Here is a 17,417-nt window from a genome sequence, read left to right on the forward strand (position 1 = left end):
CCGAGCACAACAAGAACAGCCCAGGGAGCGACCCATGTCCGATGCCGATACCGTGCTCGTCGAGCGCGATGGTCCCATCGCCATCATCTCGATCAACCGTCCGCACAACCGCAACGCCGTCGACGGCGCGACAGCGCGCAGACTGTATGACGCATTTCTCGCCTTCGACGCCGACGCGAGCGCATCGGTTGCGGTGTTCACCGGCATCGGCGGCACTTTCTGCGCCGGCGCCGATCTGAAGGCGGTGGCAGCGGGTGATCCCGAGAAGAAGCGCGAGATCGGCGGCCACAACACCATCGCGCCGATGGGACCGAGCCGGCTGCGGCTCTCGAAGCCTGTCATCGCCGCGATCGAGGGCTATGCGGTCGCCGGCGGCATGGAACTGGCGCTGTGGGCCGACATGCGCGTCGTCGCCGAGGACGCGACCTTCGGCGTATTCTGTCGCCGCTTCGGCGTGCCCCTGATCGATCTCGGCACCATCCGCCTGCCGCGGCTGATCGGCCATTCGCAGGCGATCGATCTGATTCTCACCGGGCGCCCGGTCGACGGCGCCGAAGCGCATCGCATGGGGCTCGCCAACCGGCTGGTACCGAAGGGCGAGACGCGCGCGCACGCCATCGCACTCGCCAAGGACATCGCCCGGTTCCCGCAGAACTGCATGCGCGCCGACCGCCTGTCGGCGCTGCGGCAATGGGACCTTGAGGAGGAAGAGGCGATCCGGAGCGAGATGCGCGGCGGGCTCGATGTAATCGCATCGGGTGAGACATTGTCCGGTGCTGCGCGATTCGCCGCCGGCGTCGGCCGTCACGGCGCCTTCGGCAAGGAATAGCCCATTTGCGTTACGCAGGCGACGCGGCCCCGGAACAGCCCGCGCGGCCTGTAGCGGGCGCGACGCTGATTCGGTCGAGTGATCAAGACGTTGCGCCGCGCACGCGGAAGTGTGACTGCGCCATAACACAAGACCAGGACCGCGTGGCGCCGTGCAAGCTTTTCGAATTTTAACCTGACAACCCGCTCGGTGGATTGCATCCTTGACATAACACAATCTCGGGGCGGCGACTGTCATGGAGCGGTTTGTTGAGTTAAGAAGGCGGAGCGAAATATTTTCGCCAGCCTTCAATTTCAAAATGTTTCTTCGTTTCACGGAAAAAATATCATCGTTTCGGACGGCGCGTGCGCTATCGCAGATCAAGATCGTCGAATTGTCGCACCTCGGCGCAATCACCGGCGACACGATGTCCGAGCGACCGGATGCTCTTTTGGATGTTTCAGCAACGGCGCTGGAACACATGCAGTGTTGTTTGCCGCAATCCTGGTCGCGTTTGCCCCGCGCGGATCTTTTGTACGTATTTGCCTCAACTGCGGCGCATAATCTCAGGCCCTACGGTACGGGATGTCCGTCGCAGGACTACCGCGAACTACTGCACTCGCCATTCCTCGACTGCTCGAACTATGGCCTGCTGACCTATTACATCTCACGTCATCTCCTCAGCGAAGCTGATCGCAAGCAGCTCGCCTTTGTCGGATGGGACGGTGGCGCGGTCGGAAATCATCAGATGCTCTTCCTGAGCGAACGCGGCAAACCGCCGCATCTGGCAATTGATCCGACCCTGGGTATCGCCTGCATTGCGAGCTTCGATGACATTGCATCGGGCAAGCCGATCCCGCCCGATGCGATCGCAATCATCGGCGCGACGGAACAACTCAGCGCTTCGCGAGTAGTGTTCGTTACGGCACTGCTGCAGGGCCAGTTCCGGCCATCCGATCTGCTGTACTATTTCCCGACCGTCGAGGACTATCTCACGCGGTACGGCAACCCGTTCGATTGGCCGACGCCGGCCATTTCCGTCCTGCGCGACCGGTATTCCGGAGATCGTTGAGGCAGCCGCCAGCCGATGCATAACATTATTCAGACCAGTTCGCGCAGCATTCTCGTTCTCTACGACCCGAATGCCCTGGCGACCGAATTCGTCCGTCAGCACCTGATGGCGATCCAGCGCCATTCGAGGCATGACGTAGCCTATGCCGCTGCGACGTTCGATTGCCGGGCGGATTTTCCACTCGAACTGTTCGACGCGCTCGTCATTCATTTCTCGGTGCGCATGCCGTTCGAAACGATGTCGCCTTCCTTTGTCGAACTTGTGTCCGGTTTCTGCGGACCCAAGGTGCTGCTGATCCAGGACGAATACGACATGCCGCGAAAGGCATGCGCCTTGATCAAAAAGCTCGGCGTCGACACGATCTTCACGACCGTACCCAAGCCGTTCGTGCATCAGTTCTATCCGCCGGACGAGCTGCACAACGTCAAATTCAAGTCCTGCCTGACCGGCTATGTTCCCGACGAACTGCCATTCGAGCTGGTCACGCCGCTCGCGGAGCGGCGCGTCTGGCTCGCCTACCGCGGAAGAAAGCTTGCGGTCTGGTACGGGCAATTGGCATTCGAAAAATCCAGCATCGCGATGCGGATGAAAGCTGAATGCGCCGCGCGCAATGTCCCTCACGATATCGAGTGGGAGGAGGACAAGCGAATCAACGGCTCCGCCTGGTTCAAGTTCATTACAGATACCCGGGCCATGCTTGGTACCGAGAGCGGCGCCAACGTCATGGACGCATGGGGCGACATTCGCAACAGCGTTCTGGCGATGGCGACGGAGCATCCCGATCTCGGCGACGATGAGATTTACAGGCGCGTTGTGGCTCCGCATGAGAACAACGTCAGAATGGGCCAGATGAGTCCAAAGTTCTTCGAAGCGATTGCACTGAAGACCGGGCTGATCTTGTTCGAAGGTTCCTACTCCAATGTGATCCAGCCCGACAAACACTACATTCCGCTCCGAAAAGACTACAGGAATCTGGATGACGTGCTGAAGCGGCTCGCCGACGTGGCCGGCCTGCAAAAAATGGTCGACCTCGCCTATGACGACGTCGTTCGAGGCGGCGCGTATGGATACCACCGCTTCGTCAGCGACATCGATGACGCGATAGAGCAAGCCGGCACGCTAGGTCCACCGCGCGACAGACGGCCGACCTTTGCGCTGGTACGCGTCGACGCGCAGCACGCCAACTGGGCCGCAGTGACCCCCCACCTGCCTCTGACCGCACCGATCGTGCTCCGTCCGCCACCACCGCCGCCGCCGCCACCACCCGAGCCGTCCTACGTTCTCTCGGGCAAGGCACTCGATCTCTGGCTCGGACTGCCGGGAATGGTGAGAGCGCCCTTGTCCTTCTTGTTCAGACCGTTGGCAAGGCGCCTCAAGGCGTTCTATGAAGAGCGGACCGTCCGCTGACTTCACGCCAGACGGCGGCACGAGATCCGTCACGACCATCCGCATGCGCCCGCCCGAAGGGGCTTCGCGCCGGACCGGTGACGCGGCGGTTGACTATCGCATCCGCGCATTGGGAACCGGCTATCACAAAAATTCTGTTGTCGTCCCGCGCCGGGCTCGTCTACGACTGGCGGCTAAAGTTTAGGACATTTTTAAACGTGATTAGTCGGTCGCTTTGTTTCGGCTCGCGGATGCTGCGCGAGCAGGCGGAATGCCGCTATCTGCTGTTCGACTTCAAGCTCGTCACCGGTGTCGAATCGTCGGCGGCCTACAGTTTCGCGCAGATCAAGCGCAGCGCGCACGAGGTCGGCGTCGAGTTGGTGCTCGTGCATCTGTCGGCCAAGGCCGAGCTCCAGCGATTTCATCACGGAGGGCGTGACCGTGATCGACGAACGCAACCACGCGCTGGAGTGGTGCGAGAACGAGATCATCGCACAGCACCAGGAGCTCGCGCACAAGCGGCTGACTTACTTCGTCTCGGTGATGGCCGAGCGGCTGACGTTTGCGAATCGCACCATTGCAGTTCTGCGCCGCTAGGGCTGCGTAGCCCGGATGCAGCGCAGCGCAATCCGGGAACGTCGCCGGGCGGCGGGCCCCCGGATTTCGCTTCACTGCATCCGGGCTACGGAGGATCGGTTAAGCTAGAGCAATCCCCGGCTTTCACTCGCCGCGAGCTCGTCCATCAACCCCTGGTCCTGATAACGCGCGAGCGAAAGATTGCGCGCGAAGGCGGGCGCGGGCGCGCCGACCACGGCGCGCGCGCAGAGGTCGCCGGTGGCACAGGCGCCCATCGTGCCGTAGCCGGAGAGCGCCGTTGCAAGGAATACGCCCGGGGTCTTGGCTGCGCCGATCAGCGGCCAGTTCTCCTTCGTCATCGGATAATAGCCGCCGTAATGCACGCGGTCGCGCGGCAGCGCGCCGAGATATTGCGCAAGGCGCGGCTGCAGCCGGCTCGCCGCGCGCAGCACCACCTCGGGGAAATAAGGATTCAGCTCCGGCTCGCGGACCGGCGCCGTGGTCTGCTCGGCGTTGAAGGCCCAACCCAGCTTGATCCACTCGCCGTGATCGCCGCCATCCGGCCGGCACTGGATGCTGCCCGGCATCGGCGCCAGCAGGCGCGCAAATTCCGGCGCCGCTGACAGCGCCTCGCGCTCGTCATCGGACCACGCCAGCGTCTGGCCGTCGAGATCGATCGCGAACGGCATTTTGCGATCGACGGCGCGGTTGCGATCGGCGAACGCGATCTTCTGCTGCAACACGTTGACGATCGGAAGCGCTTCGCCATGCATCGCCGCAACATGCGCCGCGAACGGGCCCGCGGCATTGACGATAAGGTCGGCCTTGATGGCTTGCCGCGCGCCATCGGCGAGCACATCGACAACGAAGCGATCGGTTTTTGCGATGCCGACCACTTTTGCCTGCTGGAACTGCGCGCCCAGCGGACGCATGGTCTCCAGCATGTACTGGCCAAGCTGCTGGCCGCTGATGTCGCCGGCACGGCGGATATGCAGCGCCGTTGCGACCTCCCTGTCGAAACTCGGGTAGTGCGCCTGAATCAGATCGCGGCCCTGCAGAACGTCGACGCCATCAGGCGCGCTCTGCAAGTCGGCCGAATGCGGCGGCTGGTAGCCGCGGCTGGTTCCTTCATGCAGGCGGATCAGCTTCGCGGCCTGCGCGCCGTAGCCGGCATGGAGCTGCTGCAGCAATTCCTCGGGCTTCGCCTGACGCGTGACCAGGAGATATCCGCGCCGCGTCATGTGGATGCGGTTGTCGCTGCGCCGCGCGATTTGCTCCATCAGGTCGGTCGAATGATTGGTGAAATCCGCCATCGTCGGATGCGGCCACCAGTTGCGGTAGTTCTCGCCCGACTGCGCCGAGGTCAAGGCCATCGGCTGGCCCTCATCGACGATCAACAGCCGGGAGCGCTTGTGCTGGACGGCGAGGTAATAGGCTGCGGCGATGCCGACGATGCCCGCACCGATCACCAGGATTTCGACGTCATTAGTCTTCACGCATTTCTCCATGGCGCGCAGCGGGCCTGCGATGGTTCACATCGTTCGAGCGATCAAACCGGCCGCTCAGGACCGGCATCGCGCAACGCCTGACGCTGCGCCGAACGCAGCGTCTTCTGCGTCTCCTCGATGTGATCGCGCAGCAGGCGGACGGCCTTCTTGACCTCGCCGTCGCGGCAGAATTCGAGCAGCCGATAGTGCTCGCGTTGCGGACGCTCCTTGCCGGTCGCCTGCGACACCAGCGCCCGGGTGAAGCGACCGACATGACCGTAATTCGCCTGGATCATCGCCAGCAGGCGCGGACGATTGCACGGCGCGTAGAGCGTGGCGTGGAATTTCCAGTTGAAGGCACCCCATTGCGCCGGATCGGGCGCGGCGTCGTAGGCTTGCAGGATTTTCGTCGCCGCCTCGAGATCGATCTCGCCCATCGCGGGGATCGCCAATCGCAACGCGTGGCACTCGAGCGCGATCCGGATCTCGAGCAGCTCGATCACCTCGTCGAGCGACAGGTCGGACACCACGGCGCCGCGGTTGGGCAGGAAGGTGACAAAGCCCTCGGCCTCGAGCTGGCGCAGCGCCTCGCGCACCGGGATGCGGCTGGTGCCGAACCGCGCAGCGAGCTCGTCCTGGCGCAGCTGCAGTCCGGGTGCGAGCTCGCCCGAGCTGATCGCCGCCCGCAGCGCCTCGCGCACGGCGTCCGGCGCGGACCCGTGAGGTCCGGCTCCTCGATGGCTTGGGGTGGCGACGGGTTCCATCCGGGTTCTCTCGGTGGTGGGCCGGGTTCAGATATCCGATCCAACCATTATTGTATAAAATCTGTTTCCCTATTATGCAATGCTGTGTATAAAATTCCAGGCCGATCACATCCAAGCCGGTAGCCCGCCCGCGAACAAACTGATGAATCAAGCCGTCAAGCCATTGATATTTCTTAAATTTCTCGCAGCCGCAACATCCACCCCGGCGCAGGCCCAGTCGCCCGGCGGCACGCTGGCCAAGATCCGCGACGCCGGAGAGATCCGGCTCGGGTATCGGGATGTCTCGGTGCCCCGTTCTCCTATCTCGACGATAACCAGAAGCCGGTCGGCTTCGCGATGGACCTCTGCGCGCGGATCGTCGATGCGGTGAAGAGCGAGCTCAAACTGCCGGCGCTGCAGATCAGGCTGCAGCCGATCCAGCTCTCCACCCAAATTCCGCTGATCGAGAACGGCACCATCGACATCGTCTGCGGTCCCGCCACCAACACGCTGGAGCGGCAGAAGGTCGTCGCCTTCAGCAACACTATCTTCGTGTCGAGCATCCGCGCTGTCGTGCAGAAGGACGCGCCGATCAAGGCCTTCGAGGACCTCGGCGGAAGGCCGGTCTCACTGACCTCGGGCTCGACCTCGATCGGCCTGTTGAGTACGCGTGCCCAGGAAAAGAACTTTCAGACCAAGAACATCCTGACGGCGGACCACGCCGCATCATTCCTCGCACTAACCACCGGGCGCAGCGATGCCTTCGTGATGGACGACATCCTGCTGGCGAGCCTGATTGCCGGCAGCCGCAACCCGGCCGACTGGCGCATCATCGACGACAGCCAGCGCACCGAGCCCTACGGGCTGATCATCCGCAAGGGCGATCCGGAGTTCAAGGCGCTGGTCGACAACACGCTGGTCGCGATGATGAAGAGCGGCGAATTCCTTGAGCTCTACGCCAAATGGTTCACGCAGCCGATTCCGCCGAAGAACGTGAACCTGAACTTCCGATGACGGCGCCGTTGAAGGACGCTGTCGCCAATCCGAACGACAAGGGCGTGTGACCAAGCAAAAGCCCGGCCCTGATTTAATCAGAGCCGGGCTTGAACCAAAAAACAATGTCAGCGTATCAGACGCCGGCCATCATCACGTATTTGATCTCGACATACTCATCCATGCCGTGACGCGAGCCTTCGCGGCCGAGGCCACTTTCCTTGACGCCGCCGAACGGCGCGACCTCGGTCGTGATCAGGCCGGAGTTGACGCCGACCATGCCCGACTCCAGCGCTTCCGCGACACGCCAGACGCGGCCGATGTCGCGCGAGTAGAAGTAGGAGGCGAGGCCGAATGGCGAGGCGTTGCACATCGCGATCACGTCGGCCTCGTCCTTGAAGCGGATCACAGGCGCGAGCGGGCCGAAGGTCTCCTCCTGCGACACCAGCGCATCCGGCCGCACGTCCGACAGCACGGTCGGCTCGAAGAAGCTGCGGCCAAGCGCGGAGCGCTTGCCGCCGGTCACGATCTTGGCGCCGCCCTTCACGGCGTCGGCAATGTGCCGCTCGACCTTCTCGATCGCCTTCATGTTGATCAGCGGCCCCTGGGTCACGCCTTGCTCGGTGCCGTCGCCGATCTTCATCTCGGCGACCTTCTTCGAGAGCCTCTCGACGAACTGGTCGTAGATCTTGTCCTGGGCATAGAGGCGGTTGGCGCAGACGCAGGTCTGGCCCATGTTGCGATATTTCGAGACGATGGCGCCTTCGACCGCGGCGTCGATGTCGGCATCGTCGAACACAATGAAGGGCGCGTTGCCGCCAAGCTCGAGGCCGAGCTTCTTCACGCCAACCGATGCTTGCCGGTACAGGATCTTGCCGACGTTGGTCGAGCCCGTGAAGCCGACGAACCGCACCGCCGGATGCTCGCACAGCACCTTGCCGATCGGCGGTGCATCGCCGGTGATGATGTTGAGCACGCCCTTCGGCACTCCGGCCTTCTCGGCCAGTACCGCCAGCGCGAGCGCGGACAACGGCGTCTCGTTGGCGGGCTTCAGCACCACGGTGCAGCCGGCGGCCAGCGCCGGCGACACTTTTCGCGTGATCATCGAGTTCGGGAAATTCCACGGCGTGATGGCGCCGCAGACGCCGATCGGCTGCCGGATCGCGAGTAGACGCGCATCCGGACGCTGGGTCGGAATGGTCTCGCCATAGACCCGGCGGGCCTCCTCCGCGAAGAACTCGACATAGGCGGCGCCGATATCGACTTCGCCGAGCGCTTCCGCCAGCGGCTTGCCCTGCTCGGAGGTCAGGATCAGCGCGAGGTCCTCGCGATTGGCGATGATCAGGTCGAACCATTTGCGCAGGATGTTGGAGCGCTGTTTCGCGGTCAGCTTGGCCCAGGCCGGAAACGCGCGCTGCGCGGCCTCGACGGCTCTGGTTGTATCATCGGCGCCCAGCTGCGCGATCTTGATCAGCTCGACGCCGGTGGCGGGATTGTTGACGGCAAATTCGGGGGTACCGACCCAGGCGCCGTCGATATAGCAGCGGTCGCGCAGCAGCGAGGGGTCCTTCAGGCGGCTTTCGAGCGAGGATGCTGCGGATGGTGTGGCACGTGCGGCAACGGGCGGGGTCATGGCGTTACTCCTGAATTTCTTTGGGAGGGTATTCGCCGTCTATATAAGCGGAAAGCCGCCGCGATGCACCGGCGGCGGGCGCGACCCTGCTTGAGCGCAAATGCGGTGCCGTTGCGGAGCCGTCGTTCCGGGGCGATGCGTAGCATCGAACCCGGAACCTCGGGATTCTCGGTGCGCAATTGCGCACCTGAGGGTCTGGTCCTTCGGACCATCCCGGAATGACATTCTTACGTCAGACCGCCCCGCCCGACATGTAGGTTTCACGGCGGCCGATCATGCGTTCGGCTGCGGCCTTGGCATCCGCCTTGGTCGAGGTCGCGCAGGTCCGGTATTCGAGGTCGGCCTGCGCCCGCGCGTCGCGGCGGCCGAACCAGGACTTGGTGCCGGTCTGCAGCAGGGCCAGCGCCTGGGCGACATTGTCGACTGCCTCGAATGAGTGCAGCGCGCCGGTACCCGCGTAGCGGACTTCGTAGAGACCTGGGCTGATCGGCGCCTCGATGTTCTCGCCGCGGCCCGGCCGCGGATAGCGCTTCCATTCACTCCATGTCGAAATCATTGCTGCGTCCCCGCGAGGCGCGAAATGACGAATCTTTTCGTCAAATCCAACCCAATCCACCGCACCGTTTGTGCAGCGATCTGAATGCGTTATTGCAAATAAACAGGTACGAAAATCAATCTGCCGATCACGTTACCGTGGCCGCCCTCCGGGGTCATCCGGGCTTCTGCGGAGTCCACCGCAAAATCTGCGCGCGTGGTGAATACACTCTGAGCCGGGTCGTTCCCGCGCTGCCCGCCTTCACGACATCGCGACATCGTCGCATCGCGGCCGCCTTGCGGGAGCGGAAAAGCGGGAGGATGATCCCGCCCACTTCAAAACAATAAACCCCACCGGAGGACGCCCACAATGCAGAGCAAGGCTCAGATCGATCAGGTATTGCGGCAGAAGAGCGAGGCCAAGGAGATTCCCGGCGTGGTCGCCGTCGCGGCCACCGGCAACGACGTGATCTATGAAGGCGCGTTCGGCAAGCGCGACCTCTCCAAGAGCGATCCGATGACCGCGGACAGCGTGTTCTGGATCGCCTCGATGACCAAGGCGGTGACTTCGGCGGGCGCGATGCAGCTCGTCGAGCAGGGCAAGCTGTCGCTTGATGAGCCGATCGGCAAGCTGTTGCCCGATCTCGCCGCCGTGCAGGTGCTCGACGGCTTCGATGCCAAGGGCGAGCCGCAGCTGCGGCCGGCGAAAAAGCCGATCACGCTGCGCCAGCTGATGACCCACACCGCCGGCTTCGCCTACGACATGTGGGACGTCAACCTCGGCAAATATCTGGAAAAGACCGGCACGCCCGGCATCATTACCTGCCTGAATGCCGCGCTGAAGACGCCGATCATGACCGACCCGGGCACGCGCTGGGAATACGGCACCAATATCGATTTCGTCGGCAAGGCGGTGGAAGCCGCATCCGGCAAGAAACTCGATGCCTATCTGCGCGACAACATGTTCGTGCCGCTCGGCATGAGCGACACCGCCTTCAAGATCTCCGACAACATGCGCAAGCGGCTGGTCGGCATGCATGCCCGCGGCGAGGACGGCACGCTGGCCGCGATCCCGTTCGAGCTCGAGCAGAACCCTGAATTCCACATGGGTGGCGGCGGCCTGTATTCGACCGCGGCCGACTACATCAAGTTCTGCCAGATGATCCTCAACAAGGGCAAAGGCAACGGCAACCAGGTGCTGAAGGCCGAGACCGTCGCGACGATGGGGCAGAACCACATCGGCGAACTGACCGTCGACAAGATGCCGACGGCGGCGCCGATTTACACCAACGACGTCGATCTCTATCCCGACATCGTCAAGAAGTGGGGGCTGAGCTTCCTGATCAACACCGCCAAGACGCCGGAAGGCCGCAGCGCCGGCAGCCTCGCCTGGGCGGGCCTTGCCAACACCTATTACTGGATCGATCCGGCACGCGACGTCTGCGGCGTGATCCTGACCCAGCTGTTGCCGTTCGCCGACAAGCACAGCCTGGAGGCCTTCGCGGGCTTCGAGAAGGGCATCTATGCCGGACTCGACGCCGACAGCGGACAAAGAGCGGCCTGAGGTTCGGAGCAAGCACCAAGAAATCCCTCCCCTCGCGGGAGGGATTTTTCATACCCGCCATAGGTCGGGCCTGTCCCGTCGGCGCCAAACGACTAAGATCGCGCAAAAAAGCGCGGCGACACGAACACGGCCACGAGGAGGATGATCTTGGCACCCACCCCTAAGGCAGGCAGCTATGTCTGCGGCATTTCCGACACGCCGCTGCTCGGCGAAACCATCGGCCGCAGCCTAGACCGCGCACGTGCACGCTGGGGCGACCGCGAGGCGCTGGTCTCGCCGAGCCACAATGTGCGCTGGACCTGGAACGAATTCGCCGAGCGGGTCGAAGCGGTCGCCGCAGGCTTCCTCGCGCTCGGCCTGCAGCGCGGCGAGCGGATCGGCATCTGGTCGCTGAACCGGCCCGAATGGACGCTAACGCAATTCGCCGCCGCGAAGGCCGGATTGATCCTCGTCACCATCAATCCGGCGTATCGCTTGAGCGAGCTCGAATTCGCGCTCGGCAAGGTCGGCTGCGCCGCGATCGTGACCGCGACCGCGTTCAAGACCTCGGCCTATATGGAGATGATCAACACGCTGCTGCCGGAGCTTGCGAGCGCCACACCCGGCCAATTGCGATCGGCCCGGCTGCCGCAACTGCGCGCCGTGATCCAGATCGGCGGACCGGCGGCGCCAGGCACGATGCCGTTCGAGCAGGTCGCGCAGATGGGCGGCGCGCGCCATCGCGAGCAACTCGCGATGCTCGGCGCAAGCCTGCAATTCGACGATCCCGTCAACATTCAATTCACCAGCGGCACCACCGGCTCGCCGAAGGGCGTGACGCTGACCCATCACAACATCCTCAACAACGGCTACTTCACCGGCCGCGCCATGCGCCTGACCGAGCAGGACCGCATCTGCATCCCGGTGCCGCTCTATCACTGCTTCGGCATGGTGATGGGCAACCTCGCGTCCGTCACGCTCGGCACCACCATGGTGTATCCGGGCGAAGGTTTTGATCCCTTGGCGACGCTGAGCACGGTCGCGCAGGAAAAATGCACGACGCTCTACGGCGTGCCGACGATGTTCATCGCCGAGCTCGATCATCCGGAATTTTCCCGCTTCGACCTGTCTTCGCTGCGCACCGGCATCATGGCCGGCGCGCCCTGCCCGATCGAGGTGATGAGGCGCGTCAACACCGAGATGAACATGCGCGAAGTGACGATCGCCTACGGCATGACCGAGACCAGCCCGGTGAGCTTCCAGAGCGCGACGGACGATCCGCTGGAGCGCCGCGTCTCCACAGTCGGCCGCATCCATCCGCATGTCGAGGTCAAGGTGGTCGATCTCGACGGCAAGGTGGTGCCGCGCGGCGAACGCGGCGAGCTCTGCACGCGCGGCTACAGCGTCATGCTCGGCTATTGGGACGAGAAGGAGAAGACGTCGGACGTGCTCGACGCCAATGGCTGGATGCACACCGGCGACCTCGCCGTCATCGACGACGAGGGCTATTGCAACATCGTCGGCCGCATCAAGGACATGGTGATCCGCGGCGGCGAGAACCTGTATCCGAGAGAGATCGAGGAATTTCTCTACCGCCATCCCAAGATCCAGGACGTGCAGATCTTCGGCGTCGCCGACAGCCGCTATGGCGAGGAGCTGTGCGCCTGGGTCAGGATCCGCCAGGGCGAGACGCTGACAGCCGACGAAGTGCGCGCGTTCTGCCAGGGCCAGATCGCCCACAACAAGATCCCGCGCTATGTCGAGTTCGTCGACGAATTCCCGATGACGGTGACCGGGAAGATCCAGAAATTCGTGATGCGCGACGCGGTCGAGCAGCGGCTCGGATTGAAGGCCGCGAAAACGGCGTGATGCTCTTTCTTCTCCCTCGCCGCGCTCTTGCGGGGAGAGGGTCGGGGTCAGGGGCTGCTTCGGCGAGTTGTGACCGGGGTGAAACCTGTACCCCCTCACCCGGAATGCATCTGGCGATGCATTCCGACCTCTCCCGCAAGCGCGAGGTAAGAGGCGGCTAAACCAGCAGCCCCTGCTGCTTCGCCAGATCCTTCAGCGACACCAGCGGCCGGGCGCCGATGTGCTGGATCACCTCGGCGGCGGCGAGCGCGCCGAGGCGACCGGCGTTTTCGTGGCCGATATTGCGCACCAGGCCGACCAGGAAGCCGGCGGCGAACAGGTCGCCGGCGCCTGTGGTGTCGACGAGCTTGTCGATCGGCGAGGCCGGCGCCGATGTGACGTCGTTCCCCGAGATCACGACGCAGCCCTTCTCGCTGCGGGTCACGACGCCGAGCTTGGTGTCCTTGCCGAACTGCTTCAGCGCGGTGTCGAAATCGGCGGTCTGGTACAGCGAGTGCAGCTCGGACTCGTTGGCGAACACGAGATCGACGATGCCCTTGCGCATCAGATCGAGGAATTCGTCGCGGTAGCGATCGACGCAGAACGAATCCGATAGGGTCAGCGCGACCTGGCGGCCCGCGCCGTGCGCGATCGTCGCCGCCTTCACGAACGCGTCCTTGGCGTTCTTCGGATCCCAGAGGTAGCCCTCGAGATAGATGATGCCGGCGGCCGCGATCTGGGCCGGATCGATATCGTTGGGCGTCAGATCCTGCGCGGCGCCGAGATAGGTGTTCATGGTGCGCTCGCCGTCAGGCGTCACCAGGATGTAGGAGCAGCCGGTGGCCGGGCCGGCCTTGGCCGGCGCGGTGTCGAAGGTGACGCCGGCGGCGCGGATGTCGTGGACGTAGAGCTTGCCGATCTGGTCGTCCTTGACCTTGCCGACATAGGCGGCGCGGGCGCCGAGATTGCCGACGCCAACGATGGTGTTGGCGGCCGAGCCGCCCGACATCTCGGTCGCCACGCCCATGTCGCTATAGATCGCGGTGGCGCGCGCCTCGTCGATCAGCTGCATCGAGCCCTTGGTCATGCCGTGACGGGCAAGGAATGCCTCGTCGGTCTGCACCAGCACGTCGAAGATCGCGTTGCCGATCCCGAGAACGTCATATTTTGCGTCAGCCATAGACCTGCCCTGTGTTAACGCCACCCAACAAGAGCCGCGACCTATCACGTTCGGCCTTGGGGCAGCAAGGGAAGCTCGAGCTGCCTGTTTCCCGTCATCCTGAGGAGCCGCGGAGCGGCGTCTCGAAGGATGCACGGCCCGGCCGGTGACCGTCGATCCTTCGAGACGGCCGCGTCGCGGCCTCCTCAGGATGACGGGTTTAAGACCGCACCACTGGAAGCTACACCTGCTACTGCTATACAAGCTCTATGTTCCGCTCCTTCCTCACGGTCTCCTCGGGAACGCTGGCCTCGCGACTCCTCGGCTTCGTGCGCGATTCCGTGATCGCGGCGCTGCTTGGCGCGGGGCCGGTTGCGGATGCGTTCCTGGCGGCGTTTCAGCTTGTGAACGTGGTGCGGCGGCTGTTGTCCGAGGGCGGGCTGAATGCGGCGCTGGTGCCGGCCTGGCTCAGGGTTCGCGACAGCGATGGCGAAGCTGCGGCGCGCGCGTTTGCCGGCCGCGTGCTCGGCACTGTCAGCACAGCGGTGATCGCGGCCGCGCTCGTGATCGGCGTCGCGATGCCGCTGGTGATCGCGGCGATCGCGCCGGGCTTTGTCGGCCGCGACACGCTGCAATTTGCGGTCGACGACGCGCGGCTGATGCTGCCTTACCTTGCGTTTGCCGGCCCGGTCACCGTGATGATGGCGCTGCTCAATGCGCAGGGACGCTTCGCGCTGACCGCATTCTCGCCGCTGCTGTTCAACATCGCGCTGATATCAGTGATGGCCGTGCTGCTGGCCCGACAGCAGGATCCGGTGCAGGCCGCGCTTGTCATGGCCGCGACGATCGGCGTCGCCGGCTTCCTGCAACTGTCGATGCTGGCGCTGCGCGGCGCCAAGCTTGCTTCGCCGCTGCGCGTCTCGTTCGATCCCGAAATGCGCGGCTTTCTCGGCCGCGCGGTGCCCGGCATGGTCGCGAGCAGCGCGCCGCAATGGCTCATGGTGGCGGGCGCGGTGATCGCGTCGACCTCGCCGTCGGCGGTGTCCTGGCTCTATTTCGCGAACCGCCTGCTCGAGTTGCCGCTCGGCATCGTCGGCGTCGCGATGGGCACGGTGCTGATCCCGGAGATGACGCGCGCGGTGCGCAGCGGCGAGCACGCCGCGATCGCGCATGCCGAATCGCGTGGACTCGAGCTCGCGGTCGGGCTGGCGCTGCCGGCAACGCTCGGCCTGATGGTGCTGAGCGAGCCGATCGTGCGGATGCTGTTCGAGCATGGCGCATTCACCGCCGAGGATACCGCGGCGACCGCGCAGGCGCTGATCTGGCTGACGCTGGCGCTGCCGGCGCATGTGCTGGTGAAGGCGCTGTCGCCAGCATTCTTTGCGCGCGAGGATACGCTGACGCCATTGTTGGCGACGCTGAAGGCCATCGTGGTCGCGATCGCGGCGGCCTTCCTGTTCGGCCATATCTTTGGCGCCAGCGGAATTGCCGCCGGCATTGCGGTCGGCGCCTGGAGCAACGCGCTGGCGCTGATCCGCAAGGGCGCCGCGACTTTCGGCTTCTCGATCGATCCCGCCGCGCGCCGGCGGCTACCGCGCATCCTGGCCGCAGCGCTTGCGATGGGTGCCCTGCTCTGGCTCGCAGAGGGCGCCCTGCCGGTGCCGGGCGCACACGGTTTCGTGCAAGCGGTCTCGCTGCTCGTGCTGATCGCGGCCGCTATTGCCGGTTACGGGCTCCTGTTGCAGCTTTTCGGCGTCACCGGCTGGCGCGAGGCGGTTAACGCCGTCAGGCAAAGACGCCCCGCCTGACTTGCGCACGCGGGGCTTAAGTGGCAAACGAGCCCGCAAAAGCGGCCATTTCCGGGAATTAGACCATGGCGTTCGTTGAACGGGTTTTCTCAGGCGTCCAGCCGACGGGCAATCTGCACCTCGGCAACTACCTCGGCGCCATCGTCAACTTCGTGAAGATGCAGCAGACCCATAACTGCATCTATTGCGTCGTCGACATGCACGCGATCACGCAGGGTGTCGACGTCTGGGGCGGCCCAGCCGAGCTCGCGCGCAACACCCGCGAGGTGACCGCGGCCTTCATCGCTGCCGGCATCGATCCAAAGAAGCACATCGTGTTCAACCAGAGCCAGGTTGCCGGCCATGCCGAGCTGACCTGGATCTTCAACTGCGTGGCCCGGGTCGGCTGGCTCAGCCGGATGACCCAGTTCAAGGAGAAGGCAGGCAAGGACCGCGAGAATGCCTCGGTCGGGCTCTACGACTATCCGGTGCTGATGGCGGCCGACATCCTGTTATACCGCGCCACCCACGTGCCGGTCGGCGAGGACCAGAAGCAGCACCTGGAGCTGTCCCGCGACATCGCGCAGAAGTTCAATAACGACTTCGGCGATTCGATCCGCGGCCACGGCTTCAATGAGGGCCTCTATTTCCCGCAACCGGAGCCGTTCATCACGGGGCCAGCGACGCGGGTGATGAGCCTGCGCGACGGCACCAAGAAGATGTCGAAGTCCGACGCGTCGGACAATTCGCGCATCAACCTCACCGACGACGCCGAGACCATCGCGCAGAAGATCCGCAAGGCGAAGACCGATCCGGAACCGCTGCCGTCGGAGGAAAAGGGCCTGGAGACCCGCCCCGAGGCCGACAACCTGGTCGGCATCTACGCGGCGCTCGCCGAAATCTCCAAGCAGGAGGTGCTCAACCAGTTCGGCGGCGGGCAGTTCTCCAGCTTCAAGAACGCGCTGGTCGAGCTGTGCGTCGCGAAACTGGCACCGATCGCTTCCGAGATGAAGCGGCTGGTCGCCGATCCGGGCCACGTCGATGCGATCCTGGCCGACGGCGCCAACCGCGCGCGGATCATCGCCGACGAGACCATGCGCATGACCAAGGACATCGTCGGCTTCATCCGCCCGCGCTGACATCACCGGCAGACCTGCGCTCCCTCTCCCCAACGGGTAGGGAGTATGGCACCATGGGTCTCGTTTGAGCGTGATCTTTTCGGAAAACCGCTGCGCACTTTTCCGGATCATGCTTGTTGGTTCAGCACCGGGACATGCATGACCACCCAGCGACGCAGCTACGAGCAAGGTCACAAGCCGAAATGCCTCGTCATCGTTGACGACACCGCGGAATGGGACCGCGCGGTCTATTATGCCAGCCGGTGGGCGATCCGGGTCGGCGGCGGCGTCGTGATGCTGCGGGTGATCGAAACCGAGGACCAGAACCAACAATGGCTGGGGGTCGCCGACATCATGCGCGCGGAGGCCGAGGAAGCCGCCGATGAGGCGCTCGACCGCGCCGCCGGCCGCGCCAACGGGATTGCCGCCATCACCCCGGAGCGGGTAATTCGGGAGGGCGACCCGACCGAGCAGATCCTCGACGTGATCGACAAGGACGTCGACATCGCCATGCTGGTGCTGGCCGCCAATCCGGGCGCCGAGGGCCCCGGGCCGATCATCACCACTATGGCCAAGACCTTGGGCGCGTTCCCGATCCCGGTGACCATCGTGCCGGGCGGCCTGACCGACGCCGAGATCGACGCCCTGTCGTAAGCCTTATCGGCCCCGAAACCGGCTCCAGAGCATGGATGCAGGCCTGGAACCGCGGTTTTGCGGCTTGATCGCCGGC

Annotated in this window: 13 protein-coding genes and 2 pseudogenes; 10 read left to right on the plus strand and 5 right to left on the minus strand. The window is 64.3% G+C overall.

What is annotated here, in order from left to right; translation table 11 throughout:
* Positions 1-34: 34 nt before the first annotated feature.
* The 4 genes and pseudogenes from ACVIW0_RS38680 to ACVIW0_RS38695 all read left to right on the plus strand — a co-directional run.
* Positions 35-829: a crotonase/enoyl-CoA hydratase family protein gene (locus ACVIW0_RS38680; RefSeq protein ID WP_461357006.1), complete on the plus strand. Its 795-nt coding sequence runs from the start codon at positions 35-37 to the stop codon at positions 827-829.
* Between the two features lie 235 nt (positions 830-1,064).
* Complete coding sequence (locus ACVIW0_RS38685) at positions 1,065-1,880, plus strand: hypothetical protein (protein WP_461357007.1); 816 nt, start codon at positions 1,065-1,067, stop codon at positions 1,878-1,880.
* Positions 1,881-1,985: 105 nt separating this feature from the next.
* On the plus strand, positions 1,986-3,287 hold the full coding sequence (locus tag ACVIW0_RS38690) for a hypothetical protein (RefSeq protein ID WP_461357008.1): 1,302 nt from the start codon (positions 1,986-1,988) through the stop codon (positions 3,285-3,287).
* Between the two features lie 227 nt (positions 3,288-3,514).
* Positions 3,515-3,785, plus strand: a pseudogene (locus ACVIW0_RS38695) (STAS domain-containing protein); the annotation flags it as partial.
* Positions 3,786-3,967: 182 nt separating this feature from the next.
* On the opposite strand, the gene ACVIW0_RS38700 reads toward ACVIW0_RS38695, so the two are convergent.
* Entirely contained in the window at positions 3,968-5,338 is a 1,371-nt protein-coding gene (locus ACVIW0_RS38700) for an NAD(P)/FAD-dependent oxidoreductase (protein ID WP_461357009.1), read from the minus strand.
* Positions 5,339-5,391: 53 nt separating this feature from the next.
* Positions 5,392-6,093, minus strand: a complete 702-nt coding sequence (locus tag ACVIW0_RS38705; RefSeq protein WP_461357010.1) for a GntR family transcriptional regulator — start codon at positions 6,091-6,093, stop codon at positions 5,392-5,394.
* Positions 6,094-6,235: 142 nt separating this feature from the next.
* Between ACVIW0_RS38705 and ACVIW0_RS38710 the strand changes: the two are divergent.
* A pseudogene (locus ACVIW0_RS38710) lies at positions 6,236-7,136 on the plus strand (amino acid ABC transporter substrate-binding protein).
* 65 nt (positions 7,137-7,201) lie between these two features.
* Here the strand turns inward: ACVIW0_RS38710 and ACVIW0_RS38715 are convergent.
* Positions 7,202-8,698 carry an NAD-dependent succinate-semialdehyde dehydrogenase gene (locus tag ACVIW0_RS38715; RefSeq protein WP_461357011.1) on the minus strand — a complete coding sequence of 499 codons (1,497 nt, stop codon included), beginning with the start codon at positions 8,696-8,698 and terminating at the stop codon, positions 7,202-7,204.
* Between the two features lie 232 nt (positions 8,699-8,930).
* Complete coding sequence (locus ACVIW0_RS38720) at positions 8,931-9,254, minus strand: hypothetical protein (protein ID WP_461357012.1); 324 nt, start codon at positions 9,252-9,254, stop codon at positions 8,931-8,933.
* Positions 9,255-9,602: 348 nt separating this feature from the next.
* Here ACVIW0_RS38720 and ACVIW0_RS38725 point away from each other — a divergent pair, with 348 nt between their 5' ends.
* Both ACVIW0_RS38725 and ACVIW0_RS38730 read left to right on the plus strand, forming a co-directional pair.
* Positions 9,603-10,796, plus strand: a complete 1,194-nt coding sequence (locus ACVIW0_RS38725) for a serine hydrolase domain-containing protein (RefSeq protein ID WP_461357013.1) — start codon at positions 9,603-9,605, stop codon at positions 10,794-10,796.
* Between the two features lie 141 nt (positions 10,797-10,937).
* Positions 10,938-12,644 carry an AMP-binding protein gene (locus tag ACVIW0_RS38730; protein ID WP_461357014.1) on the plus strand — a complete coding sequence of 569 codons (1,707 nt, stop codon included), beginning with the start codon at positions 10,938-10,940 and terminating at the stop codon, positions 12,642-12,644.
* A gap of 157 nt (positions 12,645-12,801) precedes the next feature.
* Here ACVIW0_RS38730 and ACVIW0_RS38735 read toward each other — a convergent pair whose 3' ends face one another.
* Complete coding sequence (locus tag ACVIW0_RS38735) at positions 12,802-13,803, minus strand: adenosine kinase (RefSeq protein ID WP_461357015.1); 1,002 nt, start codon at positions 13,801-13,803, stop codon at positions 12,802-12,804.
* 248 nt (positions 13,804-14,051) lie between these two features.
* Here ACVIW0_RS38735 and murJ point away from each other — a divergent pair, with 248 nt between their 5' ends.
* From murJ to ACVIW0_RS38750, 3 genes are all read left to right on the plus strand, one after another.
* Positions 14,052-15,590, plus strand: coding sequence for a murein biosynthesis integral membrane protein MurJ (murJ, locus tag ACVIW0_RS38740; RefSeq protein ID WP_461357016.1), 1,539 nt, complete (start codon positions 14,052-14,054; stop codon positions 15,588-15,590).
* Between the two features lie 65 nt (positions 15,591-15,655).
* On the plus strand, positions 15,656-16,708 hold the full coding sequence (gene trpS / locus ACVIW0_RS38745) for a tryptophan--tRNA ligase (RefSeq protein WP_461357017.1): 1,053 nt from the start codon (positions 15,656-15,658) through the stop codon (positions 16,706-16,708).
* A gap of 138 nt (positions 16,709-16,846) precedes the next feature.
* Entirely contained in the window at positions 16,847-17,341 is a 495-nt protein-coding gene (locus ACVIW0_RS38750) for a universal stress protein (RefSeq protein ID WP_461357018.1), read from the plus strand.
* Positions 17,342-17,417: the final 76 nt, after the last annotated feature.

The sequence above is a fragment of the Bradyrhizobium sp. USDA 4454 genome (assembly GCF_054822705.1).